This is a genomic window from Peribacillus sp. Bi96 (assembly GCF_918698115.1).
Taxonomy (GTDB): domain Bacteria; phylum Bacillota; class Bacilli; order Bacillales; family DSM-1321; genus Peribacillus.
The window spans coordinates 24620-51588 of the sequence record NZ_CAKKLV010000006.1; the positions used below are offsets into that span (position 1 = coordinate 24620).

At 40.2% G+C, this 26969-nt stretch carries 29 protein-coding genes and 2 other annotated features; of the genes, 6 read left to right on the forward strand and 23 right to left on the reverse strand.

Going from position 1 to position 26969, the window contains the following annotated elements:
* Positions 1-8: 8 nt before the first annotated feature.
* From LQ203_RS09555 to typA, 3 genes are read right to left on the reverse strand one after another with little or no spacing between them, the layout of a single operon-like run.
* Positions 9-293, reverse strand: coding sequence for a hypothetical protein (locus LQ203_RS09555; RefSeq protein ID WP_230157865.1), 285 nt, complete (start codon positions 291-293; stop codon positions 9-11).
* A gap of 4 nt (positions 294-297) precedes the next feature.
* The gene (locus LQ203_RS09560; RefSeq protein WP_230157490.1) at positions 298-606 is read right to left on the reverse strand and encodes a YlaH-like family protein; all 309 of its coding nucleotides are present in this window, start codon (positions 604-606) and stop codon (positions 298-300) included.
* A 22-nt stretch (positions 607-628) separates the two neighbouring features.
* Positions 629-2476 (reverse strand): translational GTPase TypA, encoded by a 1848-nt coding sequence (gene typA, locus LQ203_RS09565; protein ID WP_230157492.1) that lies wholly within the window; start codon positions 2474-2476, stop codon positions 629-631.
* Positions 2477-2600: 124 nt separating this feature from the next.
* On the opposite strand from typA, the gene LQ203_RS09570 reads away from it, so the two are divergent.
* Positions 2601-2783, forward strand: a complete 183-nt coding sequence (locus tag LQ203_RS09570) for a YlaF family protein (RefSeq protein ID WP_230157494.1) — start codon at positions 2601-2603, stop codon at positions 2781-2783.
* Between the two features lie 139 nt (positions 2784-2922).
* On the opposite strand, the gene LQ203_RS09575 is transcribed toward LQ203_RS09570, so the two are convergent.
* Together LQ203_RS09575 and LQ203_RS09580 are read right to left on the reverse strand one after the other, a co-directional pair.
* A complete protein-coding gene (locus tag LQ203_RS09575; RefSeq protein ID WP_230157495.1) occupies positions 2923-3726 on the reverse strand; it encodes an inositol monophosphatase family protein in 804 nt (267 codons plus the stop codon).
* Positions 3727-4137: 411 nt separating this feature from the next.
* On the reverse strand, positions 4138-4335 hold the full coding sequence (locus LQ203_RS09580; RefSeq protein WP_034314018.1) for a hypothetical protein: 198 nt from the start codon (positions 4333-4335) through the stop codon (positions 4138-4140).
* 200 nt (positions 4336-4535) lie between these two features.
* On the opposite strand from LQ203_RS09580, the gene LQ203_RS09585 reads away from it, so the two are divergent.
* Complete coding sequence (locus LQ203_RS09585) at positions 4536-5156, forward strand: DUF1054 domain-containing protein (protein WP_230157496.1); 621 nt, start codon at positions 4536-4538, stop codon at positions 5154-5156.
* A gap of 598 nt (positions 5157-5754) precedes the next feature.
* On the opposite strand, the gene trpA is transcribed toward LQ203_RS09585, so the two are convergent.
* The 9 genes from trpA to LQ203_RS09630 form a co-directional block, all read right to left on the reverse strand.
* Positions 5755-6534 carry a tryptophan synthase subunit alpha gene (gene trpA, locus LQ203_RS09590; protein ID WP_230157497.1) on the reverse strand — a complete coding sequence of 260 codons (780 nt, stop codon included), beginning with the start codon at positions 6532-6534 and terminating at the stop codon, positions 5755-5757.
* Positions 6527-7732: a tryptophan synthase subunit beta gene (gene trpB, locus LQ203_RS09595; protein ID WP_230157498.1), complete on the reverse strand. Its 1206-nt coding sequence runs from the start codon at positions 7730-7732 to the stop codon at positions 6527-6529. Before trpB ends, trpA begins: the two co-directional genes overlap by 8 nt.
* Before the next feature lie 4 nt (positions 7733-7736).
* The gene (locus tag LQ203_RS09600) at positions 7737-8351 is read right to left on the reverse strand and encodes a phosphoribosylanthranilate isomerase (protein WP_230157499.1); all 615 of its coding nucleotides are present in this window, start codon (positions 8349-8351) and stop codon (positions 7737-7739) included.
* Between the two features lie 10 nt (positions 8352-8361).
* Positions 8362-9138, reverse strand: coding sequence for an indole-3-glycerol phosphate synthase TrpC (gene trpC, locus LQ203_RS09605; protein ID WP_230157500.1), 777 nt, complete (start codon positions 9136-9138; stop codon positions 8362-8364).
* Complete coding sequence (trpD, locus tag LQ203_RS09610) at positions 9139-10161, reverse strand: anthranilate phosphoribosyltransferase (RefSeq protein WP_230157501.1); 1023 nt, start codon at positions 10159-10161, stop codon at positions 9139-9141. It lies immediately after the preceding gene.
* 28 nt (positions 10162-10189) lie between these two features.
* Positions 10190-10795 (reverse strand): aminodeoxychorismate/anthranilate synthase component II, encoded by a 606-nt coding sequence (locus LQ203_RS09615; protein ID WP_230157503.1) that lies wholly within the window; start codon positions 10793-10795, stop codon positions 10190-10192.
* Positions 10792-12186 (reverse strand): anthranilate synthase component I, encoded by a 1395-nt coding sequence (gene trpE / locus LQ203_RS09620; RefSeq protein ID WP_230157504.1) that lies wholly within the window; start codon positions 12184-12186, stop codon positions 10792-10794. The genes LQ203_RS09615 and trpE overlap by 4 nt, the downstream gene beginning before the upstream one ends.
* Positions 12187-12333: 147 nt before the next feature.
* Positions 12334-12571 (reverse strand) — a binding site (T-box leader).
* 37 nt (positions 12572-12608) lie between these two features.
* Positions 12609-12845, reverse strand: a binding site (T-box leader).
* Between the two features lie 73 nt (positions 12846-12918).
* Positions 12919-13191, reverse strand: coding sequence for a UPF0223 family protein (locus tag LQ203_RS09625; RefSeq protein ID WP_230157505.1), 273 nt, complete (start codon positions 13189-13191; stop codon positions 12919-12921).
* 55 nt (positions 13192-13246) lie between these two features.
* Positions 13247-14206 carry a nitronate monooxygenase family protein gene (locus LQ203_RS09630; protein ID WP_230157506.1) on the reverse strand — a complete coding sequence of 320 codons (960 nt, stop codon included), beginning with the start codon at positions 14204-14206 and terminating at the stop codon, positions 13247-13249.
* 425 nt (positions 14207-14631) lie between these two features.
* Here LQ203_RS09630 and LQ203_RS09635 point away from each other — a divergent pair, with 425 nt between their 5' ends.
* Positions 14632-16089 (forward strand): aminotransferase class I/II-fold pyridoxal phosphate-dependent enzyme, encoded by a 1458-nt coding sequence (locus LQ203_RS09635; RefSeq protein WP_230157507.1) that lies wholly within the window; start codon positions 14632-14634, stop codon positions 16087-16089.
* A gap of 176 nt (positions 16090-16265) precedes the next feature.
* Here the strand turns inward: LQ203_RS09635 and LQ203_RS09640 are convergent, their stop codons facing one another.
* Positions 16266-16391, reverse strand: a complete 126-nt coding sequence (locus tag LQ203_RS09640) for a GapA-binding peptide SR1P (RefSeq protein WP_072272684.1) — start codon at positions 16389-16391, stop codon at positions 16266-16268.
* 375 nt (positions 16392-16766) lie between these two features.
* On the opposite strand from LQ203_RS09640, the gene LQ203_RS09645 reads away from it, so the two are divergent.
* Entirely contained in the window at positions 16767-17201 is a 435-nt protein-coding gene (locus tag LQ203_RS09645; RefSeq protein WP_230157508.1) for a DUF1885 family protein, read from the forward strand.
* Positions 17202-17228: 27 nt separating this feature from the next.
* Here the strand turns inward: LQ203_RS09645 and LQ203_RS09650 are convergent, their stop codons facing one another.
* From LQ203_RS09650 to LQ203_RS09680, 7 genes are all read right to left on the reverse strand, one after another.
* Positions 17229-18056, reverse strand: coding sequence for a polysaccharide deacetylase family protein (locus LQ203_RS09650; protein WP_230157509.1), 828 nt, complete (start codon positions 18054-18056; stop codon positions 17229-17231).
* Between the two features lie 45 nt (positions 18057-18101).
* A complete protein-coding gene (locus LQ203_RS09655) occupies positions 18102-18359 on the reverse strand; it encodes a hypothetical protein (RefSeq protein WP_356714203.1) in 258 nt (85 codons plus the stop codon).
* A gap of 265 nt (positions 18360-18624) precedes the next feature.
* Entirely contained in the window at positions 18625-20037 is a 1413-nt protein-coding gene (lpdA, locus tag LQ203_RS09660) for a dihydrolipoyl dehydrogenase (protein ID WP_230157513.1), read from the reverse strand.
* A gap of 3 nt (positions 20038-20040) precedes the next feature.
* Entirely contained in the window at positions 20041-21399 is a 1359-nt protein-coding gene (locus tag LQ203_RS09665; RefSeq protein ID WP_230157515.1) for a dihydrolipoamide acetyltransferase family protein, read from the reverse strand.
* Positions 21400-21520: 121 nt separating this feature from the next.
* A complete protein-coding gene (locus LQ203_RS09670; protein WP_061462266.1) occupies positions 21521-22498 on the reverse strand; it encodes an alpha-ketoacid dehydrogenase subunit beta in 978 nt (325 codons plus the stop codon).
* 3 nt (positions 22499-22501) lie between these two features.
* The gene (gene pdhA, locus LQ203_RS09675; RefSeq protein WP_230157517.1) at positions 22502-23617 is read right to left on the reverse strand and encodes a pyruvate dehydrogenase (acetyl-transferring) E1 component subunit alpha; all 1116 of its coding nucleotides are present in this window, start codon (positions 23615-23617) and stop codon (positions 22502-22504) included.
* 642 nt (positions 23618-24259) lie between these two features.
* On the reverse strand, positions 24260-24922 hold the full coding sequence (locus LQ203_RS09680) for a YkyA family protein (RefSeq protein WP_230157519.1): 663 nt from the start codon (positions 24920-24922) through the stop codon (positions 24260-24262).
* A gap of 216 nt (positions 24923-25138) precedes the next feature.
* On the opposite strand from LQ203_RS09680, the gene LQ203_RS27495 reads away from it, so the two are divergent.
* A complete protein-coding gene (locus LQ203_RS27495; RefSeq protein ID WP_290370557.1) occupies positions 25139-25300 on the forward strand; it encodes a YjcZ family sporulation protein in 162 nt (53 codons plus the stop codon).
* A 239-nt stretch (positions 25301-25539) separates the two neighbouring features.
* Positions 25540-26094, forward strand: coding sequence for a peptide deformylase (def, locus tag LQ203_RS09690; RefSeq protein WP_230157521.1), 555 nt, complete (start codon positions 25540-25542; stop codon positions 26092-26094).
* Positions 26095-26144: 50 nt separating this feature from the next.
* Here def and LQ203_RS09695 read toward each other — a convergent pair whose 3' ends face one another.
* Positions 26145-26912: a Cof-type HAD-IIB family hydrolase gene (locus LQ203_RS09695; RefSeq protein WP_230157524.1), complete on the reverse strand. Its 768-nt coding sequence runs from the start codon at positions 26910-26912 to the stop codon at positions 26145-26147.
* Between the last annotated feature and the right edge of the window lie 57 nt (positions 26913-26969).

Consider the following 26969-nt stretch of genomic DNA (forward strand, 5'->3'; position numbering starts at 1 on the left):
TTTTATCATTACTCGACATTTTTATACTTATCTGGCTCTAGCTCAATTTGATCTAACATGATATCAATCAATTCAATCGGAAAACGCTGCTTTTTCATTTCATCTCCCAATAGATACTCAACGAAATAAAAAGGTTCTGTTTTTGAAATCGAATCAATGGTTACTTGATGATCGTCTTTCAACATCTGCATGAAAAACTCTTCTGTATCACGCGCAGCTGTATCATCAGGTCTTGCATCACAGACAACTTTGATCGTCAACCAATTGTATAAAGCATCCTGTAATGATTTCATCATCTTAAGCCTGTTCTTCTTTTCTCGAATTATGAAGACGGAATCTATAGATCCCAAGAACAAGTGAAGCGATGACTAATGCTTCCCCCATAGGAAGAAACACCGCAAAGAAAGAAAGAAGGGTACATCCAAGTGCCATTACCGCATAAATGACCACATTTTTTAGCAAAGGTAACTTTTTGGAAAAACCTAACTGATAGACAAGGATGCATAATCCAAAGATCGTCAAATACAAATACCACATTCCCGCTTCAGGATTTTCATCCACTTTGTACAATGCTGCAAAAAATGATAATCGCTCTTGGATATCCAATCTTTTCTCCTCCTCTTGCTACTTATTTTTCTTCAACAGCCACTTTTTTTCTTTTAGCTGCTCTTTCACGCTCGTTTTTATCAAGAATTTTTTTACGAAGACGGATGGAATCCGGAGTCACTTCACAGTACTCATCATCGTTCAAATATTCTAGCGCTTCTTCAAGGGACATGATTCTTGGTTTTTTCATGGAAGAAGTTTGGTCTTTATTTGCTGAACGCATATTTGTCATTTGTTTTGCTTTAACGATATTAACAGTCAAATCGCTATCACGGTTATGTTCCCCGACGATCATGCCTTCATAAATATCAATACCTGGCTCAATGAAAATAACACCGCGATCTTCTACTTGCATAATACCATATTGTGTAGTTTTTCCTGATTCCATGGATACAAGAACACCTTGACGTCTTCCGCCGACTTGACCTTGGGCCATTGGTTGGTAGCTGTCAAATGAATGGTTCATGATACCATATCCACGTGTAATCGTTAAGAACTCAGTTGAATAGCCAATAAGTCCGCGAGCTGGGATCGTGAACAATAAACGAACTTGACCGCTTCCGCTATTGATCATATCCAACAATTCACCTTTACGGGCTCCCATTGATTCCATGATCGAACCAGTGTGCTCCTCAGGTACGTCGATTTGTACACGTTCAACCGGCTCACAACGGACACCGTCAATCAAACGAACGATAACTTCCGGTTTAGAAACTTGCAGTTCATAACCTTCACGTCTCATGTTTTCGATCAGGATGGAAAGGTGAAGCTCCCCACGACCTGAAACAATCCAGACATCCGGAGAATCAGTATTTTCGACTCTTAAGCTGACATCCGTTTGCAATTGATTTTTCAAACGCTCTTCAATTTTACGAGCTGTGACGAATTTACCTTCACGGCCTGCGAATGGGCTGTTATTTACAAGGAAAGTCATTTGTAATGTCGGCTCATCGATACGTAGAATTGGAAGGGCATCAGGATTTTCAATCGGACAAACCGTTTCCCCTACGTTAATATCTTCCATACCAGAAACGGCAATTAAATCACCGGCAACAGCTTCTTGGATTTCAACTTTCTTAAGGCCAATATAACCAAAGATTTTCGTTACACGGAATTGCTTGACCGATCCATCAAGTTTCATTAATGAAACTTGTTGACCTACATGCATTTTACCGCGGAATACACGGCCAACACCAATACGTCCTACATAATCATTGTAGTCAAGTAAAGCCACTTGGAATTGAAGTGGTTCATCTGAGTTATCAATTGGAGCAGGGATCGTTTCGACGATTGTTTCGAATAGTGGGGTCATGTCTTTTTCTTGTTTAGCAGGATCTGAATCCAAGCTTGCAGTACCAGCAATACCTGAAGTGAAGACAACAGGGAAGTCCAACTGCTCTTCTTCAGCTCCTAGTTCGATGAATAAATCAATTACTTCGTCGACTACTTCATCAGGACGTGCAGAATCTTTATCGATTTTGTTCACGACAACGATTGGCGTGATCTTTTGCTCCAATGCTTTTTTCAACACGAAACGAGTTTGCGGCATACATCCTTCATATGCATCAACAACAAGAAGAACACCATCAACCATTTTCATGATCCGTTCCACTTCGCCACCAAAGTCGGCATGACCAGGTGTATCCAAAATGTTAATTCTTGTATCTTGATATTGAACTGCTGTATTTTTCGCAAGAATCGTAATTCCGCGTTCTTTTTCAATCGCATTAGAATCCATCGCACGTTCTTCCACATGTTCATTCTCACGGAAAGTACCAGATTGCTTAAGCAACTGATCCACTAACGTTGTTTTACCATGGTCAACGTGGGCAATGATGGCTATATTACGAATATTTTCTCTTAATTTCAAAAAATTCACTCCTAAAAAAGTTTGTGTATAACGTATCACTAGTATTAACTTACATATTATATCACAAACATACTAGAAACAAATACAGAAATTATGTACAATAGATATATTAGGGGTGATATTAATGAATATTAAATGGAATTTCTTAATATTAGCGATATTGGCAGCATGCAGTATTGGCTCCATTGGCATCTTCATTGCTGAAAAAAGCTTACTTGGAATATTAGCTGCAATCGTTGTACTTTGCGGAATTATGGGATTTGGTTTCACTCAAAAGAAGAAATTACGCGAAGCAGGAAAGCTTTAATATAAAAAACTCGCTGTCCGGCAGCGAGTTTTTTTGTTAATTATTTCAAAATGAGTATTTTATTCCACATTTACAAGAAATTGGTCTAGGTATGCTTATCTATTCTGTCCTTCTTGCCCCAAGAACGTAGGCAAGGGTATTAAGGTCCGGAAGTACCTGATAAGTATTTGTCGAACACTTCCTTGTGCAGCCCCGGTTTAGAAACGAAAAGGGAGTCACCTTCTAGAAAATCCAATTTGTTGCCTTTAATATTACTTACTTCCCCGCCCACTTCCTCAACAAGCAGAACTCCTCCGGCAAAGTCCCAAGGCTTGAGCCTCATGGTTATATACGCATCAATCCTGCCAGCTGCCACGAATGCGAGCTCCAATGCTGCCGAGCCATATGAACGTGTCCCTCGTGCATCACGGACAAGTGGTGCTAGCAGACTTGGGTCAATCCTTCGGTTTTCCGTTACCCAGCTTGCATTTATGGAAATGATGGATTTACTAACAGACGCCTCTTCAAGAGAAGGGAGCCTTTGATCATTCATGTAGGCCCCCTGCCCCTTAATCACATGATATAATTCATCACTAACAACATCATAGACCATGCCAATTTTCCCGACACCATCCTCATAAACACCAAGAGAAATGGCAAAATTCCGCTGTTGATGAATGAAGTTCAATGTTCCATCAATCGGATCGATGATCCATACCGTTCCTTTTAGCTCTTTAATATCATGGCCCATTCCCTCTTCCCCAAAAATCCGGTGTTCAGGAAAGACTTCGCCAATTTTATCGCAAAAAAACTTCTCTATTCCCTTATCCATATTTGTAACCAAATCATTAGGATTCGATTTCATTTCAATATTCAATATGGTTGTAAATGACGCCCTTAGCCTCGATCCCGCTTCTTTCATCCATAATTTTGCATATGTATCCATTTCCTTAACCGATGCCATTATATATCCCCGTCCTTTATGATCAGAAACTGCATAAAAAATGATCCTCTTATAAAGATTAAAGCAAATATAACTTGTCTTCAAGTTTTTAACATCTTAAATTTTCCATTTTTAAAAACCTATTGATTAATGAAGGTAATATTACCTAGCCATTTACCCCTTTAAGGGAAAGTCGACATACACACCTTTCAACCATTGCCACTTCTCGGACGTCCCCCTTCCTTATTATTAGGATGAAACACGATGATGTTTGATAATAAGACCATCTTATATATATTGGACATTTAATGAAAAACGGACACATTATTTTTTATAAAATAAGTGTCCGTTCATCTATAATGAAATTCTTTGTATTGAAATTGATTCATTTCTTTCAGTCATTCTCCTTCACGATCTCTGCAGCCAGACATTTTACAAGGCTTTCAGTTTCAATAATTCCAACCTAATGCGCTCAAGCCTTTGCTTGCATTGTGACCTCTTTTGGTCATTCTCTTCACCAATTGCTTCAAAAAGGGTTGCTAATTCATAGTCCATTTCCATTCTTAACACTGCAGCTCTATGTCTTTCAACTTCTTTAGCCTTTAATGCTTGGTTCATGACTTGTTTCATAATTAACATTCTCCCTTCATCAATTAACGTAATTTTCTGAATTTATTTATATTTTATCATATGTCTTCCTTACACAAATAGCAACTAATTTGTGTTGTAACCCATAAGGAATTTTGCTGCGCCAATCCAAATCGTATTTTTTAAATTTTATTTTTACTTATGCTACAATATGTGCAGATATTACGGTAGGAGAGATGATAATGAATATAGCAAGTTTTACAGCTGATGATTTTAACGTTTTTAAAATTGATGGATTGGAACCACGTATGGATGCTTTAAAAGAACGGATCCAACCTAAATTGCAAGCTCTCGGAGAGCACTTTTCACAACGGCTGTCGGTAATGACGGGGGATGAAATGTTCCCCCATGTTGCAAAGCATGCTCGAAGGACAGTGAATCCTCCTAAGGATACATGGGTCGCTTTCGCTGCAAACAGCCGAGGCTACAAAATGATGCCGCATTTTCAAATTGGGTTGTGGGAAACGCATATGTTCATTTGGTACGCTGTCATTTATGAGGCTCCTAATAAAATGGAAATCGGAAAGAGTCTGGAACAACAGGCGGACCGTTTAGTAAAAAGCATTCCCTCCCATTATGTTTGGTCAATGGATCATACAAAACCTGAAGTCATCCCTCATGAGTCTCTTGGTGTCGAGGATTTGAATGTAATGTTCCATCGTTTGCAAACTGTTAAGAAAGCAGAAATCCTTTGTGGTATACAAATTTCCCGTGATGATGCCATTCAGTTAAATGATGATGATTTCATTAAAACCATTCAAGATGCGTTTGAACATCTTTTACCCTTATATAAATTAACTTAAACACATTATCCATTCGCATTCGACAAGAATTACGGGACAAGAATTACGGGATGATGATTCATTTCATCCTTAAAACTGGTTAAGTAAAGGGGAGCCTCCATGGCTCCCCTTCAGACTGCATGCAAACTCGATAAAAATTGAGTTTGTCTGCAGTTTTTTTATAGATTTTACGATTTAAACTTTCCCTCCAGGCACTCGCTTTCCGCGAGCGGTCCGGGAGCCTCCTTGGCGCTTTGCGGGTCTCCCTTGGAAGCATATTCCCGCAGGAGTCTCGCACCTTCCGTTCCAATCAACTTAGTTTTAACCGTCAGATAGAACTTCTCTACGTTCGGGAAAACTATGAGGAACGCATTAAGATACTGACTTGTATTGAACAGATTTTCTATCGCATATTAAAGACTGCTACGGAGAAAAAGCTAATAAGTTAAGACCACATTTTCGTTGAATCCTCACATATGAAATCTAATGCGGATAAGAGGAAATTTGAAAAGAAAATAGTTCAAAAAGAAATGCGATCCAATCAAGATCGTCTCCAAAGACCATTCCAAAACCTTTTTGTCTACAAACTGAAAGGGGAGCCTCCGTGGCTCCCCTTTTCTTATTTTCGCACTAAACCTTTACTAGCTTGGATCAATTCACTGATTTGATTTTCTTTCCCTGTTTCAAAGCATTCAATGATCTTGCTGCCGACTATGACACCATCACAGGATTGTATCGCATCACGGACATGGTCTGGCGTCGAAATGCCAAACCCAGCAAGAACGGGAACGGGACTTAGGTCTTTTACCTTCTTTAGATAGCCTCCGAGTTCTCCTCCAAACACGTCACGGGTACCAGTAATGCCTTTGACTGTAACTGCGTAGATAAAGCCCTCTGCCCCTGCTGTAATCTCTGTGATACGCTCTTGGGAAGACGTGAGTGTCACAAGTCGGATAAGCAAGATTCCAGCAGTTTTTATCGATGAAAAGATCGCTTCTTCTTCAATCGGTAAATCGGGGATGATGCACCCGGAAATTCCAGCTTGTAGACAATCTTCCGTAAACTCTTTAAGACCATAGGCCATGATAGAATTTGAATAACCCATCAAAATGATTGGAATGTTTACATCATTTTTGATTTCCATCACTTTTTTCAGGACATCCTTTAAAGTTGTACCATTCTTTAAAGAACGGATGCCAGCCTGTTGGATAACCGGTCCATCAGCAACAGGGTCAGAGAATGGTATACCTAGTTCAACAGCTGTTGCCCCGCTCTTTTCCAGGAAAAGAAGCTGGCTTTTTAACCTGTCAAGACCTCCATCACCTGCCATGATATAAGGAATGAATGCTTTTTCCTGATTAGTCTGACAGTCTTCAAGCGCTTTTGTTAATTTATTCATGCTCGCTACCCCCTATTAATGATTGGACCGTTTCTACATCCTTATCTCCCCGGCCAGATAGGCAAATCACCAACCCAGTTCCTTTTCCCATTTCTTTGGCAAGTTTTAAACCGTAGGAAATGGCATGTGAACTTTCCAATGCAGGGATGATCCCTTCCTCCCTTGAGAGCATCACTAAAGCTTCCAATGCTTCATCATCGGTAACTGAAGTATATTCCACCCGATTGGTATCTTTTAAGTAACTATGTTCAGGTCCGACCCCTGGATAGTCCAACCCAGCTGAAATTGAATGTGCTTCCTGGATCTGTCCATCTTCATTCTGCAATACATACATGAATGCCCCATGAAGCACCCCAGGTTTGCCCTTTGTCAAACTTGAAGCATGCAAATGTGTATCCAATCCATGACCTGCCGCTTCCACTCCATATAATTTAACCGTTTCATCCTCAATGAAGGGATAAAACATCCCCATTGCATTGCTTCCCCCTCCTATGCATGCGACTACTGCATCCGGAAGGGAATGGACCGCCTCGGTATACTGCCGCTTTGTTTCTTTGCCTATCACGCTTTGAAAATCCCGTACAATGACTGGGAATGGATGCGGCCCAAGAACGGATCCCATTATATAATGAGTGTCATCCACATTAGCTACCCAATATCGTAACGCCTCATTTACTGCATCCTTTAATGTCCCGCTTCCTTGTGATACTGATATGACCTTTGCTCCCAAAAGCTCCATCCGGAACACATTCAATTTTTGTCTCCTGATATCTTCCTCACCCATAAAAATGATGCATTCCAACTTCAGCAAAGCACACACTGTTGCGGTAGCTACTCCATGCTGTCCTGCACCCGTTTCGGCAATCACCTTTTTCTTGCCCATTTTCTGAGTCAGCAAAGCCTGACCGATCGTATTATTGATTTTGTGGGCTCCTGTATGATTCAAGTCCTCACGCTTCAGATAAATATCGGCACCACCAGCTAGTTTCGTTAGGTTCTCAGCAAAATAAAGAGGTGTCTCCCGACCGATATATTGTTTCAGGTAATAACTCAGCTGCTCTTGGAATTCCGGATCTTTTTTAGATTGATCATACACTTCTTCTAGCTCCGTAATCGCCGCCATTAAAGTTTCCGGAACAAAACGGCCTCCATATGCTCCAAAATGTCCAGTTTTGTCAGGCTGTGTATAAGTACTCATCAATTCATTCCTCTTTTCCGGCTGTATATTTCGCCTCATTAATAAATGCTTTTATTTTTACAGCATCTTTCAATCCGTTTGTTTCAACACCACTAGCTACGTCAACACCGAATGGTGAAACAGCACTAATCGCTTTTCCCACATTTTCCGGAGTCAGCCCTCCTGCAAGAATTACCTTCCCCCGGGGCAGATCCGCTTGGCGGATCATATCCCAATCCAAAGTCAGACCCTTGCCGGAAGAACCTTTAGGAAGATCTACTAAAAGCAAATCAGCTGGGTACTCATGAAGGTTTTCAAGATCTTTCTTTGACTGGATAGAAAAGGCCTTGATCACCGGGAGGGGCATTCTGCGAGCAAAGCTGGCAGACTCGTTACCATGCAGCTGAATATAATCCAATCCTGCAATTTCAGCACATCTTATTACTTCTTGCTCCGTTTGATTGGCAAACACTCCGACTTTTTTAACATGTCCAGGTAGATTCACTCCCACTTCTGCTACCAATTCAGGTTCGACTTTCCTGCTGCTCTCGGCAAAAATGAATCCAATGAAATCGGCCCCGGATTTAACAGCTTCTTGTGCTGCAGCCAATGTTTTTATTCCGCAAATTTTCACTAACATATTAATCTCCTTAAATACTCATTTGCAATTCGGCCATCGTATATGGAAGATTTGGTGAAGTCATCAATGTCTCTCCCACTAGAATTCCCTTAGCACCAGCTTCCTTCACACGAAAAACGTCTTCTTTTGTCTTGATTCCACTTTCACTGATAATGATGTGGCGTTTTGGATCAAGTAACTTCGCCAGTCGTTCCGTGACAGACAAATCCACTTTGAATGTCTTTAAATTCCGATTGTTAATCCCTATGAGCTCTGCATTTAGTTCGAGTGCTTGTTCTAATTCTGCTTCATCATGGACTTCCGTTAAGACTTCAAGCCCTTTATTTTTTGCATATTCATATAATTCATGAAGACGTTTTTTAGAAAGTGCCGCGACAATTAATAGAATGATGGTTGCACCCGCTTGTGAGGCACGATCGATTTGGATTTCATCGATGATGAAATCTTTGCACAACCTTGGAATTTGTATGGCCTCACTTACGGATTTCAAATCGTCAATGGAGCCTTTAAAAAAAACCTCATCCGTCAAAACGGATATCGCTGACGCCCCGCCCTTTTCATATGAAAGAGCCTGCTCGATCGGATTGACATCCATTTTAATGTCCCCTTTCGAAGGGGAAGCCCGTTTTATTTCCGCGATGACCGCCATCGATTTCGCCGTTTTCAAACTTTCTATAAGAGATGGTCTGACTATGTCGATCATTATGGAATCATCTAATTTCAATTCCTTTAATTTTGCGACCTCGACCTTTTTCTGTTCGATGATTTTCGTTAAGATATTTTCCATTTACATGACCACCTTATTTCTTTTGCCATAAGCAATTAGATTTTCTAATTTTGTTAAAGCCAAACCACTATCCAGGCTTTCTTTGGCCATGGAGATTCCTTTTTTAATCGTGTCTGCCGTTCCATGTGCGTATAACCCCAACCCCGCATTCAATAAAACCGTATCACGATAGGCTCCTTTTTCCCCTTTTAGAAGGCGAAGCATAATATCGGCATTTTGTTTGGCGTCGCCGCCACGAATCGCATCATTTCCGTATATCGGCAGACCCACTTCTTCAGGATGCAGCGTAAACGGGATAATATCTCCTTGTTCCAATAACACAAGTGAATTCTCTCCCTGCAGGCTTGCTTCATCCATAAAACCGGCACCATTGATCACGACTGCACGTGCCCTGCCTAATTTATGTAGGACTTCTGCGAATAGCTCTAGCATATCGCGCCTATTAATTCCCATTAATTGCGTGTCGAGTTGGACGGGATTCGTCAAAGGACCTATTAGATTAAAAATGGTCGGAATCTTCAATTCTTTCCTCACTTTCATGATCCGTGCAATATTAGGATGGACGGATGGGGCAAATAAGAAAGTGATCCCATTTTCCTCCAACTGCTCTTTTAACACGTCAGGCTCCAAGTACAAATTAACGCCTAACTCTTCCAATACATCTGCACTGCCAGTTTTACTTGATATGCTTCGGTTTCCATGTTTGGCAACCTTGACACCTGCCCCAGCCAGCACGAAGGCTGATGCGGTACTTATATTAAAGCTTTGTGATCCATCTCCACCCGTTCCGCAATTATCCATTACATTAAGGGAGCTTGTTTTCACACTTCTTGCTTCTTTTCTCATGACTCGGACAAGGCTTGCTATTTCTCCTGCCGTTTCTCCTTTGGATTTTAGGGCAATGATGAAAGCTGCCATCTCGCTTTCAGTGATATCTTTAGAAAATAACGCTTGGGCTGCTCTGCTCATCTCATCTTCCGTCAATGTTTGACGCTCTGCTAACTTTGCTAAATACTCCTTCACCGCTAACTCCCCCAGTCGTTTTTTTTATTTATAAAATGGATTGTTTCTTCTCTGATTGAAAGGTTTCGGCAATCTTATAAAATTGATGTAATAATTCCTTGCCGATTTTAGTCCCGATTGATTCAGGGTGGAACTGTAAACCGTATAGCGGGAAATCTTGATGTTTCAGGGCCATGATTTCCCCATCATCCAGTGCTACTGCCGTCTCGGTTAGTTCATTTGGCAAACTACCCCTTTCGACTACAAGTGAATGGTAACGCATCACTGGGAATTGTAATTCCTGATTGGCAAATACCCCTTTTCCATCATGCTCGATAATCGATGTTTTCCCGTGCATGATCTGTTTTGCCCCAACCACGTTCGCTCCAAAAACTGCACCAATGGCCTGATGCCCCAGACATATCCCTAAAAGCGGAACCTTCTCATAAAAATTACCGATGATATCCATACTGATACCAGCATCTTCCGGACGGCCGGGACCCGGGGAAATGACGATAGCCATTGGATTCATTTCCTTGATTTCAGCAATGGTGATTTCATCATTTCTTTTTACGATGATATCTTTTTCCACTTCCCCTAAATATTGATAAAGGTTGAAAGTGAACGAGTCATAGTTATCAATTAATAAAATCATTTTGTGTGAACCTCCATTAGAGCGCGTGCTTTATTTTGTGTTTCCTCATACTCCGTTTTTGGATCTGAATCATATACAATTCCTGCCCCTGCCTGCACATAGGCCTTGCCATCTTTAATGATCATCGTCCGAATGGCTAAAGCCATATCCAGATCCCCTCCGAAACCTATGAATCCTATTGAGCCGGAATACATCCCTCGTTTGCAATTTTCAAGTTCATTGATGATTTGCATTGCCCTGATTTTAGGGGCTCCTGAAACGGTTCCAGCAGGAAGGCAGACAGTCAAAGCATCTAAACTCGTGAAACCTTCCCTAAGCTTTCCACTAACCTTCGAAGCAATATGCATGACATGCTGATATCTTTGAATTTCCATTTCCTCAGTAAGGTGGATAGAACCTATTTCGCAAACCCTCCCAAGATCATTTCTTCCCAAATCAACAAGCATCCTATGTTCAGCAAGTTCCTTTTCATCCATCAGTAAACTCTTTTCCAAGCCCTTATCTTCTTCGTCCGTTTTCCCCCTCGGCCGTGTACCTGCAATGGGATTAACATGAACCATTCCTGAAGAAACACTGATCAAACTTTCTGGAGACGAGCCTAAAATGGTATAGTCACCAAATTCAATATAAAACATATAAGGAGATGGGTTGGCTAACCTCAGACGACGGTAAGCATCGAAAGGCTCCCCATCGAAGTCCGCTTTAAATCTTTGTGATAAAACAACCTGGAACACTTCACCAGCAACAATCGCTGCTTTAACTTCAAGAACCAATTTCTCGAATTCTTCTTGACTGAAATTCGACTTGAATTCCAAATATTCCGACGATATTTCCTTCGAAGGTTTACTTGGCTGGTTGATTTTTTCCTTCATCCCCAATAAGCTTTTTTCACTATCTTCTTCCGCAGTCAAAAGATGAATCTTCTGCAGCACATGATCGAATATATACAGTTCCTTAAAAAAAAGAAAATGAGCATCAGGCATTTGTAGTGAATCTGAGGGCACAGAACCAATATTTTCATATAGGCGAATGATATCGTAGCCCATATATCCGATTGCTCCCCCATTAAATGGCGGAAGATGTACGGGGGCATCTCCTATCTCCACTAACAATTCATTTTTTAGAAACTCAATGATGTTGATGTTCTTTACGATTTGGTCACCTGTTTTTGGATCTTTTACATATACTTGTTCAGCAAATGATGTTACCTCCAGATATGGGTTTGAACCTAGATAAGAGTAGCGACCATTGTCATGATGCGAATTTGAACTTTCCAATAAAAATTTCTGTTCATCATCTAATTTCTGAAATATGGCGATCGGTGTGTGAATATCTCCTTCAATGGTTTCCATTTTGAAGCGGAGTATTTTTTTTTCATCCAAATTGTTCATCAAAATTACCTCCTGATACTTATTATGGTCATGTAAACTGCCGGTAGCCGTACCCTAATAGCATCCATTAATTTGTTAATACTGCGTTTTCACTAAAAGGTATTGAAAATCCATAAAAAAATCCCCTGCAAACACAAATATGTGTCTGCAGAGGACGGAATACCGCGGTGCCACCTCAAGTTGGAAAAACGTATCATTTTTCCCTCTTAAGCAAGAAATCAAAATTTCTTACCAAAACCCTTTAACGGAGGCTACCGAGTTTCCCTACTTATTTCAAGAAACCACTCATAAGTCCATTCATCTTCTTATATCGTACCGGTTTCCACCAATCCCGGTTCTCTGTTACGCATCTAAAAAGATTACTACTCTTATTCATAGATTTAATTATCATTATCATAAAAAAACGCAAAAAGGGCCCTCATCCAAAGGACGAGGAACCCGTGGTACCACCTTAATTAGCTAAATTAGCTCACTTTACGGCATGAATCATTACATGCCTATCTCCATTAACGATGAGATAATCGCCAAAGCCTACTCCGTCCATCCGTTTCGGTTTGGGGCTCGGAAGTCCATTCGCTTAAATTCGTCCACCAGTTTTCAGCAACCACTGGCTCTCTACAGAACGGCATTAAGGTACTCTTCTTCGTCACTGCCTTTATCTTTTTCTTGATTATTATGTTAAAACAAACTTTTCAGTAAGTCAATGAAGTTTTCTAAAAATTTTATTTTAATTTATTTCATTCTGATCCATTCGCCGTCTTCTATCCCTTTTGCCTTCTTGATGACAAGATATGCGGAATAAGTGCTGACTGACTCAAACTCATCCGTATATTTTTTTTCATCCGCTTTACCAGGGACTATTTGCTTGAATCTGCGGTAGGTAATCATAAATTCTTCCTTTTGTATTTTATTTTCATAAGCCTTTTCGACCGCTTCAAAGAATTTAATAACATCGACGATTTCTTCAGTTGACCAATCAAGATCCATTGGATATTGATAATCCATATCTAAACACGCTCCTTCTAGTTGGTTTTCATGTTGTTCTGGGAACCATTTACCATCAGTCTGCCCATTTTGAACGGATTGCCTCTGCCTGGTTGATAATCCGACTGAATAGTTCAGCCGTCGATGGTACATCATGAATCAGCCCCATTACTTGTCCAGCCCAGGCAAAACCTTCTCTTTCAACACCGTCTTGGATATACCGCTGGTTCGCTTGCCCACTTATGTATTCCTTCAGTTGCTCATATCCACCATTTTCTTTTTCTATTGCAAGAATTTTATCGGTCCAGCTATTAGCAATTACCCTTGCAGGTGCACCAATGGACCGCTTAATGACAACGGTATCATTTTCTGTGCCGGAAACCAAGGCATTTTTATATAATTCGTGTGCATGAACACACTCCTTGACTGCAATGAATCTGGTTCCCATCTCGATTCCTTCGGCTCCAAGGGCCAATGCCGCCATCAGACCGCGCCCATCTCCAAAGCCACCCGAGGCGATGACCGGAATTTTAACGGAATCCACGACTTGAGGAATCAATACAGAAGTTCCAATATCATCACGTCCTAAATGTCCACCACCCTCCTGACCAACCACCATCACCGCGTCTGCGCCCAGCTGTTCGGCCTTCACTGCCTGCCTTCTTGCAGCAACAAGCACAAGTTTCTTCACCCCAGTTCCTTTAACGAAATCAAGGAATGGTGCTGGGTTACCGCCCGTTACGGAAACAGCTGCAATTTCCTCCTTCAGGGCTGCTTCAAGCATGTGTTCATAAGGTCTTCCATGCTGACCAATCGCAAAATTCACGCCAAACGGTTTATCCGTCAATGATTTAGTTTTCCTTATTTCATCTATCAATTGTTCTGGGGTGTCCAAAGACATGGCCGTTACCTGTCCAAGCCCTCCTGCATTCGAAACGGCCGCAGCCAATTCTGCATAGGCTAAATGGGCCAATCCCCCTTGTACGATTGGATATTGAATTCCTAACAAATCGGTCACACGCGTATTCCACTTCAAACTCCTCATCTCCCTTTTCATTTAAAATGTAGTTATATATTAAAATTTTCTATATCATAACTTCATTATGGCAAATATTGTTTTCCCGTTCAATTTTTAAACTCATAGTTTTTAATGTTTATAAAAAAAGAATTCTTGAGTCAATCCTGTTAATACTAGGTATATAGACAATTATAACCGGCTGTTATATTTTATTGATTCCCTTAACATCCACTTCTTTTAGGCATTATTTATGTAAGGACATAAAAGTCACGCTAGGCATTTATTATAAGACGTGCTATAATTCATATGTTTTATGTCCTTCCATAAGCTCACTAACCATTTGGATGTTTACGGAATCGGACAAACATACTTATCGTTAATAGAAAGGGAGTATCTTCTCCCCAATATTCGTACCTATTATATTGAAAAGGGGCCACAAAGAATTGTCACAGAATGAAACACCCTTATACACTGCCTTATTGCAGCATGCAAAAAAAAATCCCGTTCAATTTCATATTCCCGGTCATAAAAAAGGAAAAGGAATGGACGCTGATTTCCGTAATTTCATTGGAGAAAATGCATTATCCATAGATTTAATCAATATCGCCCCACTCGATGATCTCCATCAGCCAAAGGGGATCATTAAACAAGCTCAAGATCTTGCCGCTGAAGCCTTTGGTGCCGATCACACATTCTTTTCCGTTCAAGGAACAAGTGGAGCAATCATGACGATGGTCATGACAGTCTGCGGACCTGGGGACAAAATCATCGTCCCGAGGAATGTACATAAATCCGTAATGTCTGCCATTGTATTTTCCGGAGCTGTTCCCATTTTCATCAATCCTGAAATAGACAAAGATTTGGGCATCTCACACGGAATTACCATGGATGCCGTTGAAAAAACTTTAAAGGAACATAGTGATGCCAAAGGTTTGCTTGTCATCAACCCAACCTATTTCGGCATTTCTGCTGATTTGCAAAAAATAGTGGAAGTTGCTCATTCCTACCAAATCCCAGTCCTCGTAGATGAAGCACATGGTGTCCATATTCACTTCCATGAAGACTTGCCTATGTCAGCCATGCAAGCTGGAGCAGATATGGCCGCAACGAGCGTTCATAAACTTGGTGGTTCACTTACAGGAAGTTCCATTTTAAATGTTAAGAATGGATTGGTTTCCGCAAATCGGGTTCAAGCAATTTTGAGCATGCTCACTACCACCTCAACCTCCTATATCCTTCTTGCTTCCCTGGATACAGCCAGAAGACAACTTGCGACAGTGGGCAGGGAAATGATCGATGATGCCATCAATCTTGCTGGATATATCCGTGAGGCCGTGAATGAGATTCCTTATCTATACTGTGTGGGCAAGGAAATTCTAGCCAGTAAGGCTGCCTTTAGTTATGATCCGACAAAACTGATCATTTCCATTAAGGAATTGAATATTACCGGGTACGACGTTGAGAAATGGCTTCGCGAAAAGCATAATATCGAAGTTGAACTTTCTGACTTGTATAACATACTTTGCCTGATCACACCGGGAGATTCCAAAACAGAAGCGGACCTATTGATTGCCGCCCTTAGAGACCTATCGGATGAGTTTAAGGAAATGGCTGCTGAACATGAGAAAATCGAAGTCCTCCTTCCTGATACACCACCGCTTGCTTTATCGCCAAGGGAGGCATTTTATGCAGAAACCGAAGTGGTTCCCATCGAAGATTCCGTCGGCAAAATCAGTGCGGAATTCATCATGGTTTACCCGCCTGGAATCCCTATTTTTATACCTGGCGAGCTGATTACTGAAGATAATATCAATTACATCCGGAAAAACATCGAGGCTGGTCTACCAGTACAAGGTCCAGAGGATCCAGAGATAAAATATTTACGCATCATTAAAAATTGAACGAGACTCATCAAACCAGAGCAGACGCCTGCTCTGGTTTCTTTTGCCCATTTCATTTAGCAAAGAGCTCCTGATGAAACACAGAATATCCTCAAATTAACTCCTATAAAAAGGGTGCTCCAGGTTACAATCCTGAAACACCCTTAAATTCTATTAATCTTAAAGTCTTTTTCCATTTATTTTTCAGAGGCAGCTGTATCACAGCTTTGGCAGTTGTGATTGTGTGTATAAAGTACACTTACTTTTTCATCTTCAAAATGTTCAATCGTGCTATTGCAAGTTTGACATACGATAGTTCCCATTTTTACAACCCCTTCCTCTATATTGTATGCATCAATTACATAATGTAACCGCTTTAAATGAATTATAATATAACACATTTATTATTTCAAGCTAAAAAGTATAACATATATACTTTTACCCATATATAGAAACCTCATGTGGGGGAAAACGATTCCAATCGTTCTTTATACCGATTCTTTTTATAATAAGTGCGAATATTTTTTTAAAAACGAAGGGCTCTAGGGGCTCTTTTTACATAATCCATCACACTCCTTTTTCAGCCAAGCAAGGGGAAAAAGGAATTTAGCCCATGATTTTACATATAGATATGTATATATTACAACCATAAAATGTTAATATATTCTTACATGCGATAGAATCTAAGGAGGATCCAGATGACTGAAAATGCCTATATAAAGCTTGTTCCTGAGTCCGTGAAATCGACCGTAACCATCGATGACGTGAAAGAATTGCTGACCTATTACCAAATGATCACAGCAAAAACCGGAAAGCAACTGGATTGGGATTATGATAAGAAAGCATTTCCTTATGAAATGAAAGAACCTGAAAGAATGAAAGATAAGGCCATTTATCTTCAATCCAAAGAGGATCGTTATCACATGATATTGATAGGGGTTGACCAGGAAGTCGTGAAGGATGAGGATGGGCTAGAGCGAATTCAATCCTATATCCAATTCACCCTCCCTGAAACAGCAACCTTCGGTGATAAAGGAAAAGCGAATGAGTTATGCAAGTTCCTCGCTAAGAAATTAAGGGGACAGCTCCATCTCTTTAATAAACGCGTGATGTATTACTATCCAAGGAAATAAAAAACCTGCACAAGCTGAAATTTCAGCTCATGCAGGCGTTTCAATTAATTTTGGATCAAGAATCTTATATCCTTTCTTTTGAAAACCTTTCACAATATCCTCTATCGCTTCACTCGTCCATTTTCGATCATGCATCAGCAGGTTCGCACCATTTCCTAAATAAGGACTGTTCAACATGATCTCTGTTAATGCCTTTTTATCCTGATACTCCTTTTCCCAGTCGTATCCATACGTCCAATTCATGACCAACATTTTTTCTTCCTCAGCAACTTTTTTTGAATGATTGGTATTCGCTCCAAAAGGCGCCCTGAAGAACTTAGGGCGTTCTCCTATGATGCCCTCAACCAAATTATTTAATTTTATGATTTCTCTCTCTTGTTCCTTTTCAGGCAACTCTTTTAAATTTACATGTGAATATGTATGATTGCCGATAGCAAAACCCATTTCATGAATTTCTTTTAGCATCGCTTTATTTTTATCATTTTCAAGAAAGTGTCCATTTACGAAAAAGATCGCAGGAACCCCGAGTCTTTTAAGCGTTTTGGCAATTTCCAGCGAATATTTATCGGGTGCATCATCAAATGTCAACAAGACAACCTTCGGATTTGCATCCCCTATCGGTTTAAATGACCAATTCTCTTTATCCACCCGATATTCTGCCTTTACTTTCGCCTCCGTATTTGTTTTAGCTGTCTCTGCTTTCACTTCTTTTTCTTGCTCGCTTTCATCATGGATGAATGTGGTCGTTTCCACACTTTTATGATTCTCTTTTTCTGTTCGATAAGAATCTGAAGCACTGCAGCCGATTAAAAAAAGGACTACTATTGCAAATAAAAATAACACTTTGTTAATCATGTTTCCTCCGTGGTTTCATGTGTCGTTTGCGGGCTTACGAAAAATTCAATAAACGGGTACTAGGGTTTCCAATAGGATTTGCAAAACTCCATAACACAAAAGACTTATCACCGTAACAAGCATGGTTCGCTTATTGGATTTCAAAATCATTTTACCAATGTAAATGGCCAAATAAGAAAAGACCAGAAACATGAATACTTTGAAAACAAACCGATCATTAACAGATAGCCATTCAACTAGTGTATACCCGCTCCATACGATTAGTTGAAAGAGGATTACCAGATAATTTTTCAAGTGATCCACCCCATTTTAAAATGACTAAATCAGCCATACTATTTGTATTAACAAAATTATTCTTTCAGCACATCGCTCATCTTATTTTTTATCCTCTTTTACCCAATTCAAACCTTTTTAAGGAAAAAAGTAAGAAGTCCTTTTTATAGCTTATGCCCTTTTTGTCCTTTTCATTTAAATAGTAGAAAGAAAATCTTGATTCGGGGGGAATTCAATCAAGATCTGGCCACTAAAAAAAGCGTACTGCCTAGGCAGCACGCTTACTATAGTTCAATTACTTAATGATGTGAATAGGAGTTCCAAGGGCCACTTCAGCAGCTTCCATTGTAATTTCCCCTAAAGTTGGATGCGCATGGATTGTCATCGCGATATCTTCGGCAGTCATTCCTGCTTCGATAGCTAAACCAAGCTCCGCAATCATATCAGATGCGTTTGGTCCTGCGATTTGTGCTCCTATTACCAATCCGTCTTCTTTGCGAGTGATAAGCTTCACAAATCCGTCCGTATTGTTTAACGAAAGAGCTCGTCCATTTGCAGCGAATGGGAACTTAGAAGCAAGCGCTTCAATTCCAGCTTCCTTCGCTTCTTTTTCATTATAACCGACAGAAGCAAGTTCCGGTTCAGAGAAAACAACAGCCGGAATAGCAAGATAGTCGATTTCAGATGAATGTCCTGCAATGGCTTCTGCAGCAATTTTACCTTCATAAGAAGCTTTATGAGCCAATTGAGGTCCAGAAACGATATCACCGATAGCATAGATGTTTTTCACGCTAGTACGGCATTGTTTATCAGTTTCGACAAGACCACGGTCAGTCATTTTGATTCCAACTTGTTCAAGACCGATTTCCGAAGTATTAGGGCGACGTCCCACAGTTACTAAAACGTAATCAGCTTCGACTTTTTTCTCTTCACCTTTTACTTCATAAGTAACGGTTACGCCTGTTTCAGTTTCTTCCACGCCTTTAGCATTTGCTTTTGTAACAATTTCAGCACCTTTATTTTTAAGGTTGCGTTTAACAAGTGCTGCCATTTGTTTTTCAAAGCCTGCAGAAAGAATTTCTTCCGTACCTTCAAGAATAGTTACTTTAGTGCCAAAACTTGCGAAAGCTCCGCCAAGCTCAGTACCAATGTAACCTCCACCGATTACTACGATCGAACTTGGAACTTCTTCCAAAGCAAGAGCACCAGTGGAATTAAGTACACGTTTCGTATATTTAAATGACGGAATCTCGATTGGTGATGAACCAGTAGCGATGATTGCGTTTTTAAATGTATATGTTTGGGCTGAGTCTTCATTCATAACACGGATGCTGTTTTCATCAACGAAATAAGCTTCGCCTGTTACTACCTCAACATTATTACCTTTTAACAGGCTGCTTACGCCGCCAGTTAATTTTTTTACAACAGTACCTTTCCAAGCTTGTACTTTAGAAAAATCAACAGTAACTTTTTCTGCAAAGATACCCATGTCTTCTGAATGCTGAGCTTCATGGAAACGGTGTCCCGCTGAAATTAACGCTTTCGATGGGATACAGCCTACATTCAAACAAACTCCGCCGATTGTTCCTTTTTCAACGACCGTTACTTTCTGACCAAGCTGTGCTGCGCGAATTGCGGCAACATATCCCCCTGGGCCTGAACCGATCACTAAAGTATCTGTTTCGATTGGAAAATCTCCTACTACCATTGTTTACGCCTCCATTAACAATAATTCTGGGTCGTTCAATAACTTTTTGATATGATTCAATGCATGTTGAGCTGTTGCTCCATCAATCATGCGGTGATCAAAGCTCAGTGATAATGCCAGAACTGGAGCGGCGATAATTTCCCCGTCGCGTACAATTGCTTTTTCGGCAATGCGTCCAATCCCTAGAATGGCAACTTCTGGATGATTGATTACAGGTGTGAACCATTGACCGCCTGCGGAACCGATATTCGTAATGGAGCAAGAAGCACCTTTCATTTCATTAGGAGCCAATTTGCCGTCACGAGCTTTCGTCGCTAATTCATTAATTTCTTGTGAAATAGCAAAAGTTGATTTACGATCTGCATCTTTTACAACTGGAACGAGCAGTCCTTTGTCTGTGTCTGCCGCAATTCCGATATTGTAATAGTGTTTATGGATAATCTCACTAGCCTCATCATCAAATGATGTGTTAAGCATAGGGAATTCACGCAATGCACTTGTTAACGCTTTAACAACATAAGGTAGGAATGTAAGCTTGATTCCTTTTTCAGCAGCAATTCCCTTGAATTTCTTACGGTGAGCAACAAGTAGCGTCACATCGACTTCATCCATTAATGTTACATGTGGAGCTGTCTGTTTGGATTTAACCATTGCTTTGGCGATCGCTTTTCTCATGCCGCTCATTTTCTCGCGAGTTTCAGGATATTGCCCTTCTGGAATTGACACTTTTTGTTTTTCGGTTGTTTCCGTATCATTTTGTTGTGAAGCTTCACTTTGAGCTGCTGGTTGCTGTGGAGCCGTTTTGCCGTTTTTGAAAGCATCGATGTCTTCCTTCATGATGCGGCCATTATCCCCAGAACCAGAAATCTCACGAATATTTACCCCTTGTTCGCGTGCATATTTTCTAACAGAAGGCATGGCGATAATACGTCGTGAAGGATCCACCTCAACCTGTGGTTGTGATCCCGCGCCCGTCACTCCATTATTTTCTTGAACCGGAGCAGCCTCTTTCTTGACTTCCTGTCCAGCTTCAGCAGTTGCTTGAACCTGGGACTCCGTATCCTTCTCGCCTTCTGCATTCGCTTCTTCTCCATGATCCCCTTTAAACTGAAGATTTTCATAACCTGGAGCATCGAATGTTACAAGTACATCGCCAACAACGGCAACCGTTCCTTCTTGAACAAGGATTTCTTCAACGGTACCTTCCACCGGTGATGGGATTTCAACAACAGCCTTGTCGTTTTGAACCTCGCAAAGCACGTCATCTTCTTGAATCTTATCTCCTGGTTTTACAAACCATTTCACTATTTCACCTTCGTGTATACCTTCTCCGATATCAGGGAGTCTAAATTGGAATGCCACTGAGTTCAACCTCCTATATTAAATCATACTTAGTGCTTTGAATAAAGTCCTTTATCTTGCATTACCGATAATGCGAAATTACTTTCCCATGCAGGACATTCATTCCCAATACTTAAGATTGTTAAAACTTCAAGACTTTAGTCGCCGTTTCAATAATGTCTTTATAATTAGGTAACCATACTGTTTCAGCTTGTGAAAACGCGAATACCGTATCAGCAGCCGCCACTCGCAGCACTGGTGCATCCAAGCTCAAAATGGCACGTTCGTTAATTTCCGCTACAACATTCGCTGCAATACCAGCTTGCTTTTGTGCTTCTTGAACTACGATAGCGCGTCCAGTTTTCTCTACAGAAGCAATGATTGTATCAATATCCAATGGAGATACAGTCCGTAAGTCGACCACTTCGACGGAATGACCTTCCTTAGCCAATTCCTCAGCTGCCTTAATGGATTCCTGTACCATCGCACCATAAGTAATAATGGATAAATCCGTTCCTTCTCTTTTTACATCCGCTTTACCTAATGGAATTGTATATTCTTCTTCAGGAACTTCCTGACGGAAAGAGCGATACAATTTCATGTGCTCAAGGAAAATGACAGGGTCATTATCACGAATCGCTGAAATCAATAAACCTTTTGCATCATAAGGAGTGGAAGGGATAACAACTTTTAACCCTGGTTGCTGTGCCATTAAACCTTCTAAGCTATCAGCATGCATTTCCGGAGTATGAACTCCACCGCCAAAAGGTGAGCGAATTGTAACCGGCGCACTGTAACGTCCGCCTGAACGGTAGCGCATACGAGCAAGCTGACCGCTTACGGAATCCATTACTTCATATATAAATCCGAAGAATTGAATTTCAGGAACAGGACGGAAACCTTGTAAAGAAAGACCGACCGCTAATCCACCGATTCCAGATTCAGCAAGAGGTGTATCGAATACACGATCTTCGCCGAATTCTTTTTGAAGATTTTCCGTTGCACGGAAAACTCCTCCATTAAGACCAACATCTTCCCCAAAAACGAGTACATTCTCGTCATTTTTAAGTTCTGTACGTAATGCTTCTGTAATTGCTTGAATCATCGTCAATTGAGCCATGGCTTACTTCGACTCCTTCTCTTTATAAATTTCATATTGTTCTTTTAAGTTATAAGGCATTTCTTCAAACATGTTTTCAATAAGGTCTGTAACCTTTTGCTTAGGTTCTGCATCTGCCAATTTGATTGCTTCTTTAATATCTTCTTTTGCCTTTTCTATCGTTTCGTTCTCTAGTTCTTCATTCCAAAGTTTTTTGTTTTCCAAGAACTTGCGGAAACGCACCAATGGATCTTTCAGTTCCCACTCGTTATCCATATCAGAAGTACGGTAACGTGTCGGGTCATCCCCAGCCATCGTATGTGGTCCATAACGATACGTTAATGTTTCAATCAATGTTGGGCCTTCACCATTAATTGCACGTTCGCGTGCTTCTTTAGTTGCTGTATATACGGCCAACGCATCCATACCATCAACTTGGATTCCAGGAATACCTGCAGCCACACCCTTTTGGGCTAATGTTTTCGCAGCTGATTGTAAATCAACCGGAGTCGAGATTGCGAAACGGTTATTTTGCACGATGAAGATAGCTGGCGCTTTAAATGCACCTGCAAAGTTAATTCCCTCATAGAAGTCACCTTGTGAGGTTCCACCGTCACCCGTATATGTGATCGCTACAGCTTTTTTACCGCGTTTTTTCATTCCAAGAGCCACTCCGGCAGCTTGGATATATTGAGCGCCGATAATGATTTGCGGGGAAATGACATTGACGTCTTCAGGAATTTGATTTCCCTTAAAATGTCCCCGGGAGAATAAGAATGCTTGCCAAAGCGGAAGACCATGCCAAACGATTTGCGGAACATCACGGTAACCAGGTAGAATGAAATCCTCTTTCTCCAAAGCATACTGTGAAGCGATTTGAGAAGCTTCTTGACCGGCAGTCGGTGCATAGAACCCTAATCTACCTTGACGGTTCAGTGATATGGAACGTTGATCCAAGATGCGAGTATAAACCATACGACGCATTAATTCTTGCAGTTGTTCATCACTTAAATCAGGCATTGCCGCTTCGTTGACGACTTCTCCCTCTTCATTTAAAATTTGAAAAGTTTCAAATTGTTCTTCCACTTTCTTAAGCTGATCCTGAATATTAATTTTAGCTTGCTTAGTTTTTTGAGCCATTTGGCACCTCATCCTTTCATTAAAAAGGTTTGCTATTATTATTCTATAAAGCAAAAATAGTTTGCTTTTTAGTTTTTGCAACAATGCATTCTTTTATTTTTCCCTTAAGACCAATCCCTCAAACGTGGATCTGCTTAATATGTCTCAATCTTATTCTGTACTATAAAAAAAATCAAGATATATGATACAAGAATTTTTTTATAATTTAAGTTTACAAGAAGAAATAACCTCAAGTCAATCACATGGAGTTCCTTATTTTTTTGATTTAATTGAATTCCCATTCTTAATTCTTCTCCACTGTATTAGTTTTGGTTTTGTAACTGTACTAATAAATTGGCCTAAATTTTCATATTGGGGAGGACGAAGGACAATATTTCATTTCCTTCGCAAATCCCATCGATTCCAAAACCGCTTTAAGTAAGGGCATTTGGGCAAGTAAGATAATATTCCAAAAAAATATTCAATCGCTTTCATTTCAGGCTGCTGTTTGAATTTCTATTTTCGTTTTTTTTTAGTACAGGTACTGAAAATTTTAAAATCTTCGGTTTGCTCAAAAAATATTTTCCGGGACTTTTCAGTCGATAAATGAACGGGATGCACAAAAATGGGCTGTGAGTGAGGATCACAGCCCATCATTAGTTATTATTTCGTTGAATCAGCCATTTCTATGCCAGAACTATCATAAAAACGTTCCTTTTTTTGATTGGCTTTTTCCGTTAATGAATTAAATTGGTCATTCGCTTTCAAAACTTTTGTATAAGAGTTATTAATTTTCTCGATTTGACCTTGTAATTCATCCATTTTCAAATCCTCTTTTTTAAACAGTTCATATAATTCACGATCATAGGCCAGACTTTGTTGATAGGCATCGTATAAGTCGTCGTACGTGCTGTACCGTTCACTCATGACTTTTTTCATTTCAGTCGCTTCTTTTTTTATCTCTTCATCCTCTATTTTTCCAATTTGTCCATCTATCTTATTGAACTGTTCTTTTGACGATTGCATACTACTTTGTTCCTTTTCAATTATTTCCTCGCGTTCGTCGATATTCTTGGTCGCTTCATCTGAAAGCTCGATGATTTGTTGGTATTCATCCATTCCAAGTTTAATGATTTTCTCATACTGTTCTTTTTCCTTTTTCTCCAATTCATTGAGTGGCACTTGATGCTCGTTGAAGTCACCTTCCTTTTCTGCCGTTTTCTCTAAGATCTTGTGGATTTTCTCTTCAGGTGAACCATTAAAACAACCGGTTATGACCGCTAAAGAAAGAAGTAAAATAACATATGGACCAAAACGCTTCAACATAGACTGCTCTCTCCTTCTGATCGTTCTTCTAAGATTTATATTTCTCAAAATTTCTGTTTAAGCTGCAGACACTCGTACTAAAACATATTCCGAACAGGAATTTTTCATTACTGGGCGTAAGCCTACACCCTTTATATCATACTGCATAGGCTGTAGGGACCGTTTCAAATCAGAGTGGTCAACAAATTTTCAATACAAAAACGGAGGTATGAAATTATGTATGGAGGTTACACCCAGGATTGTTGTTATCCGGTTTCCGTTGCACCCAGCTATGGTTATGGTGAACAAGGTGGTGGAGGCTGTGGCTTTGGTAGCGGCTTCGCCATAATCATTGTCCTTTTCATTCTGCTCATCATTGTCGGAGCTTGCTTATGCTAAACAGGTAATTTTTATTACCTATACCCGAATATGATATCTATTTACCCTGATTCACAAAAAATGATGTATTTTTTTATAAAGTACAACAAGATAATAAAATAATGGCTGGGATAGGGAATGATCAACTGATTCCATCCCTATCCCATTCTGATTAATTAGACCAGTCCATTAACTTTCATCATATTTTTTGTTAAAATAACCCTATACATATAATAATAATTTTTATGGGGTGAAAAATTATGCTTACTATGGATGATTTTGTTAAGGAAGACGATCCTATTTTAAGGAAAGTCGCGTTGGAAGTCCCACTTCCGGCATCAGATGAAGATAAGCGAATTTTAGCCAGCTTGATGGAATATGTCCAAAACAGCCAATTGCATGATATTGCTGCCATATACGGGTTAAGAGCAGGAATTGGCTTGGCTGCACCACAAGTTAATGTGTCAAAAAGGATGATTGCGGTTCATTTGAAAGAAAAAGATGATCAACTGTATAGCTATGCTCTTTTTAATCCTAAACTCATCAGTCATTCAGTGGAAAAAGCATACTTAACAACCGGAGAAGGTTGTCTTTCCGTTAATCGGCCCGTTTCTGGCTATGTGCCACGTTATGCTCGAATAACGGTAGTGGGAACGGACCTGGAAGGAAAGTCGGTTCAACTCCGCCTCAAAGGCACCGCAGCCATTTGTTTTCAACATGAAATCGATCATCTTAATGGAATCATGTTTTATGATCATATCAATCAAGATGACCCCTATACCGTTCCGGAAAATTCCATCGCGGTAGTAAGGTGAGCGTAATAATCTAAAAACTCCCGTCTATTGTTTGACGGGAGTTTTTATTTTTAAATCAGTTCAAGTTCCTTCAATCCAAAAAGGATGCCATCGTCATCGACATCTTTCGTAACAAAGTCTGCCTCTTGCTTCAATAGTTGACCGGCATTCCCCATTGCCACGCCGTATCCCGCTACTTTTAACATTTCAATATCATTCAACCCATCTCCGAAGGCGTAAACGTCCTCGAGAGCGAACCCAACTTTCTCCATTAATATTTTAATGCCTTCTGCTTTTGAACCTCCGAATGGAAGTACATCCGTAGAGTACGTATGCCATCTAATAAAATGAAAGTCATCATAGTTCCCAACAAAATTCCCTTCTTCATCTTCCGAGCAGAATAATAAGGCTTGGTATATATCATGGTCCTCATAAAAATCAGCCATTTGTTCTGGGTGGGGGAACTTCAGACTGCTTAATGCATCTTCGATTCGATTATGATGGGGCACACTGGATTTCATTGTCTCCTCATTCATGAAAACGATCGGTATTTGATTATTTTCAGCATGTTCATGAAGACGTTTTATCTCAAGTTTGTTCAAAGGATTTTTGTAAACGACTTTTCCTTCAAAAACAACATATTGTCCGTTGAAACTTACGAATGTATCTATGCCAAGCTCGGCCCTCAAAGACTCGAACATGAACGGAGCCCTTCCAGTGGCAATCGCTACAAAAACCCCGTTATCCTGTAGCTGCTTAACTGCTTTTTTCGTTGAGGCAGGTAACTTTTTTTCATGATCAAGCAATGTTCCGTCAATATCAAAAAATACGATTTTCACTAACGATTCACTTCCAATTCATTCATTTTTTCCTTTTTAATATGTACTCATTTAATA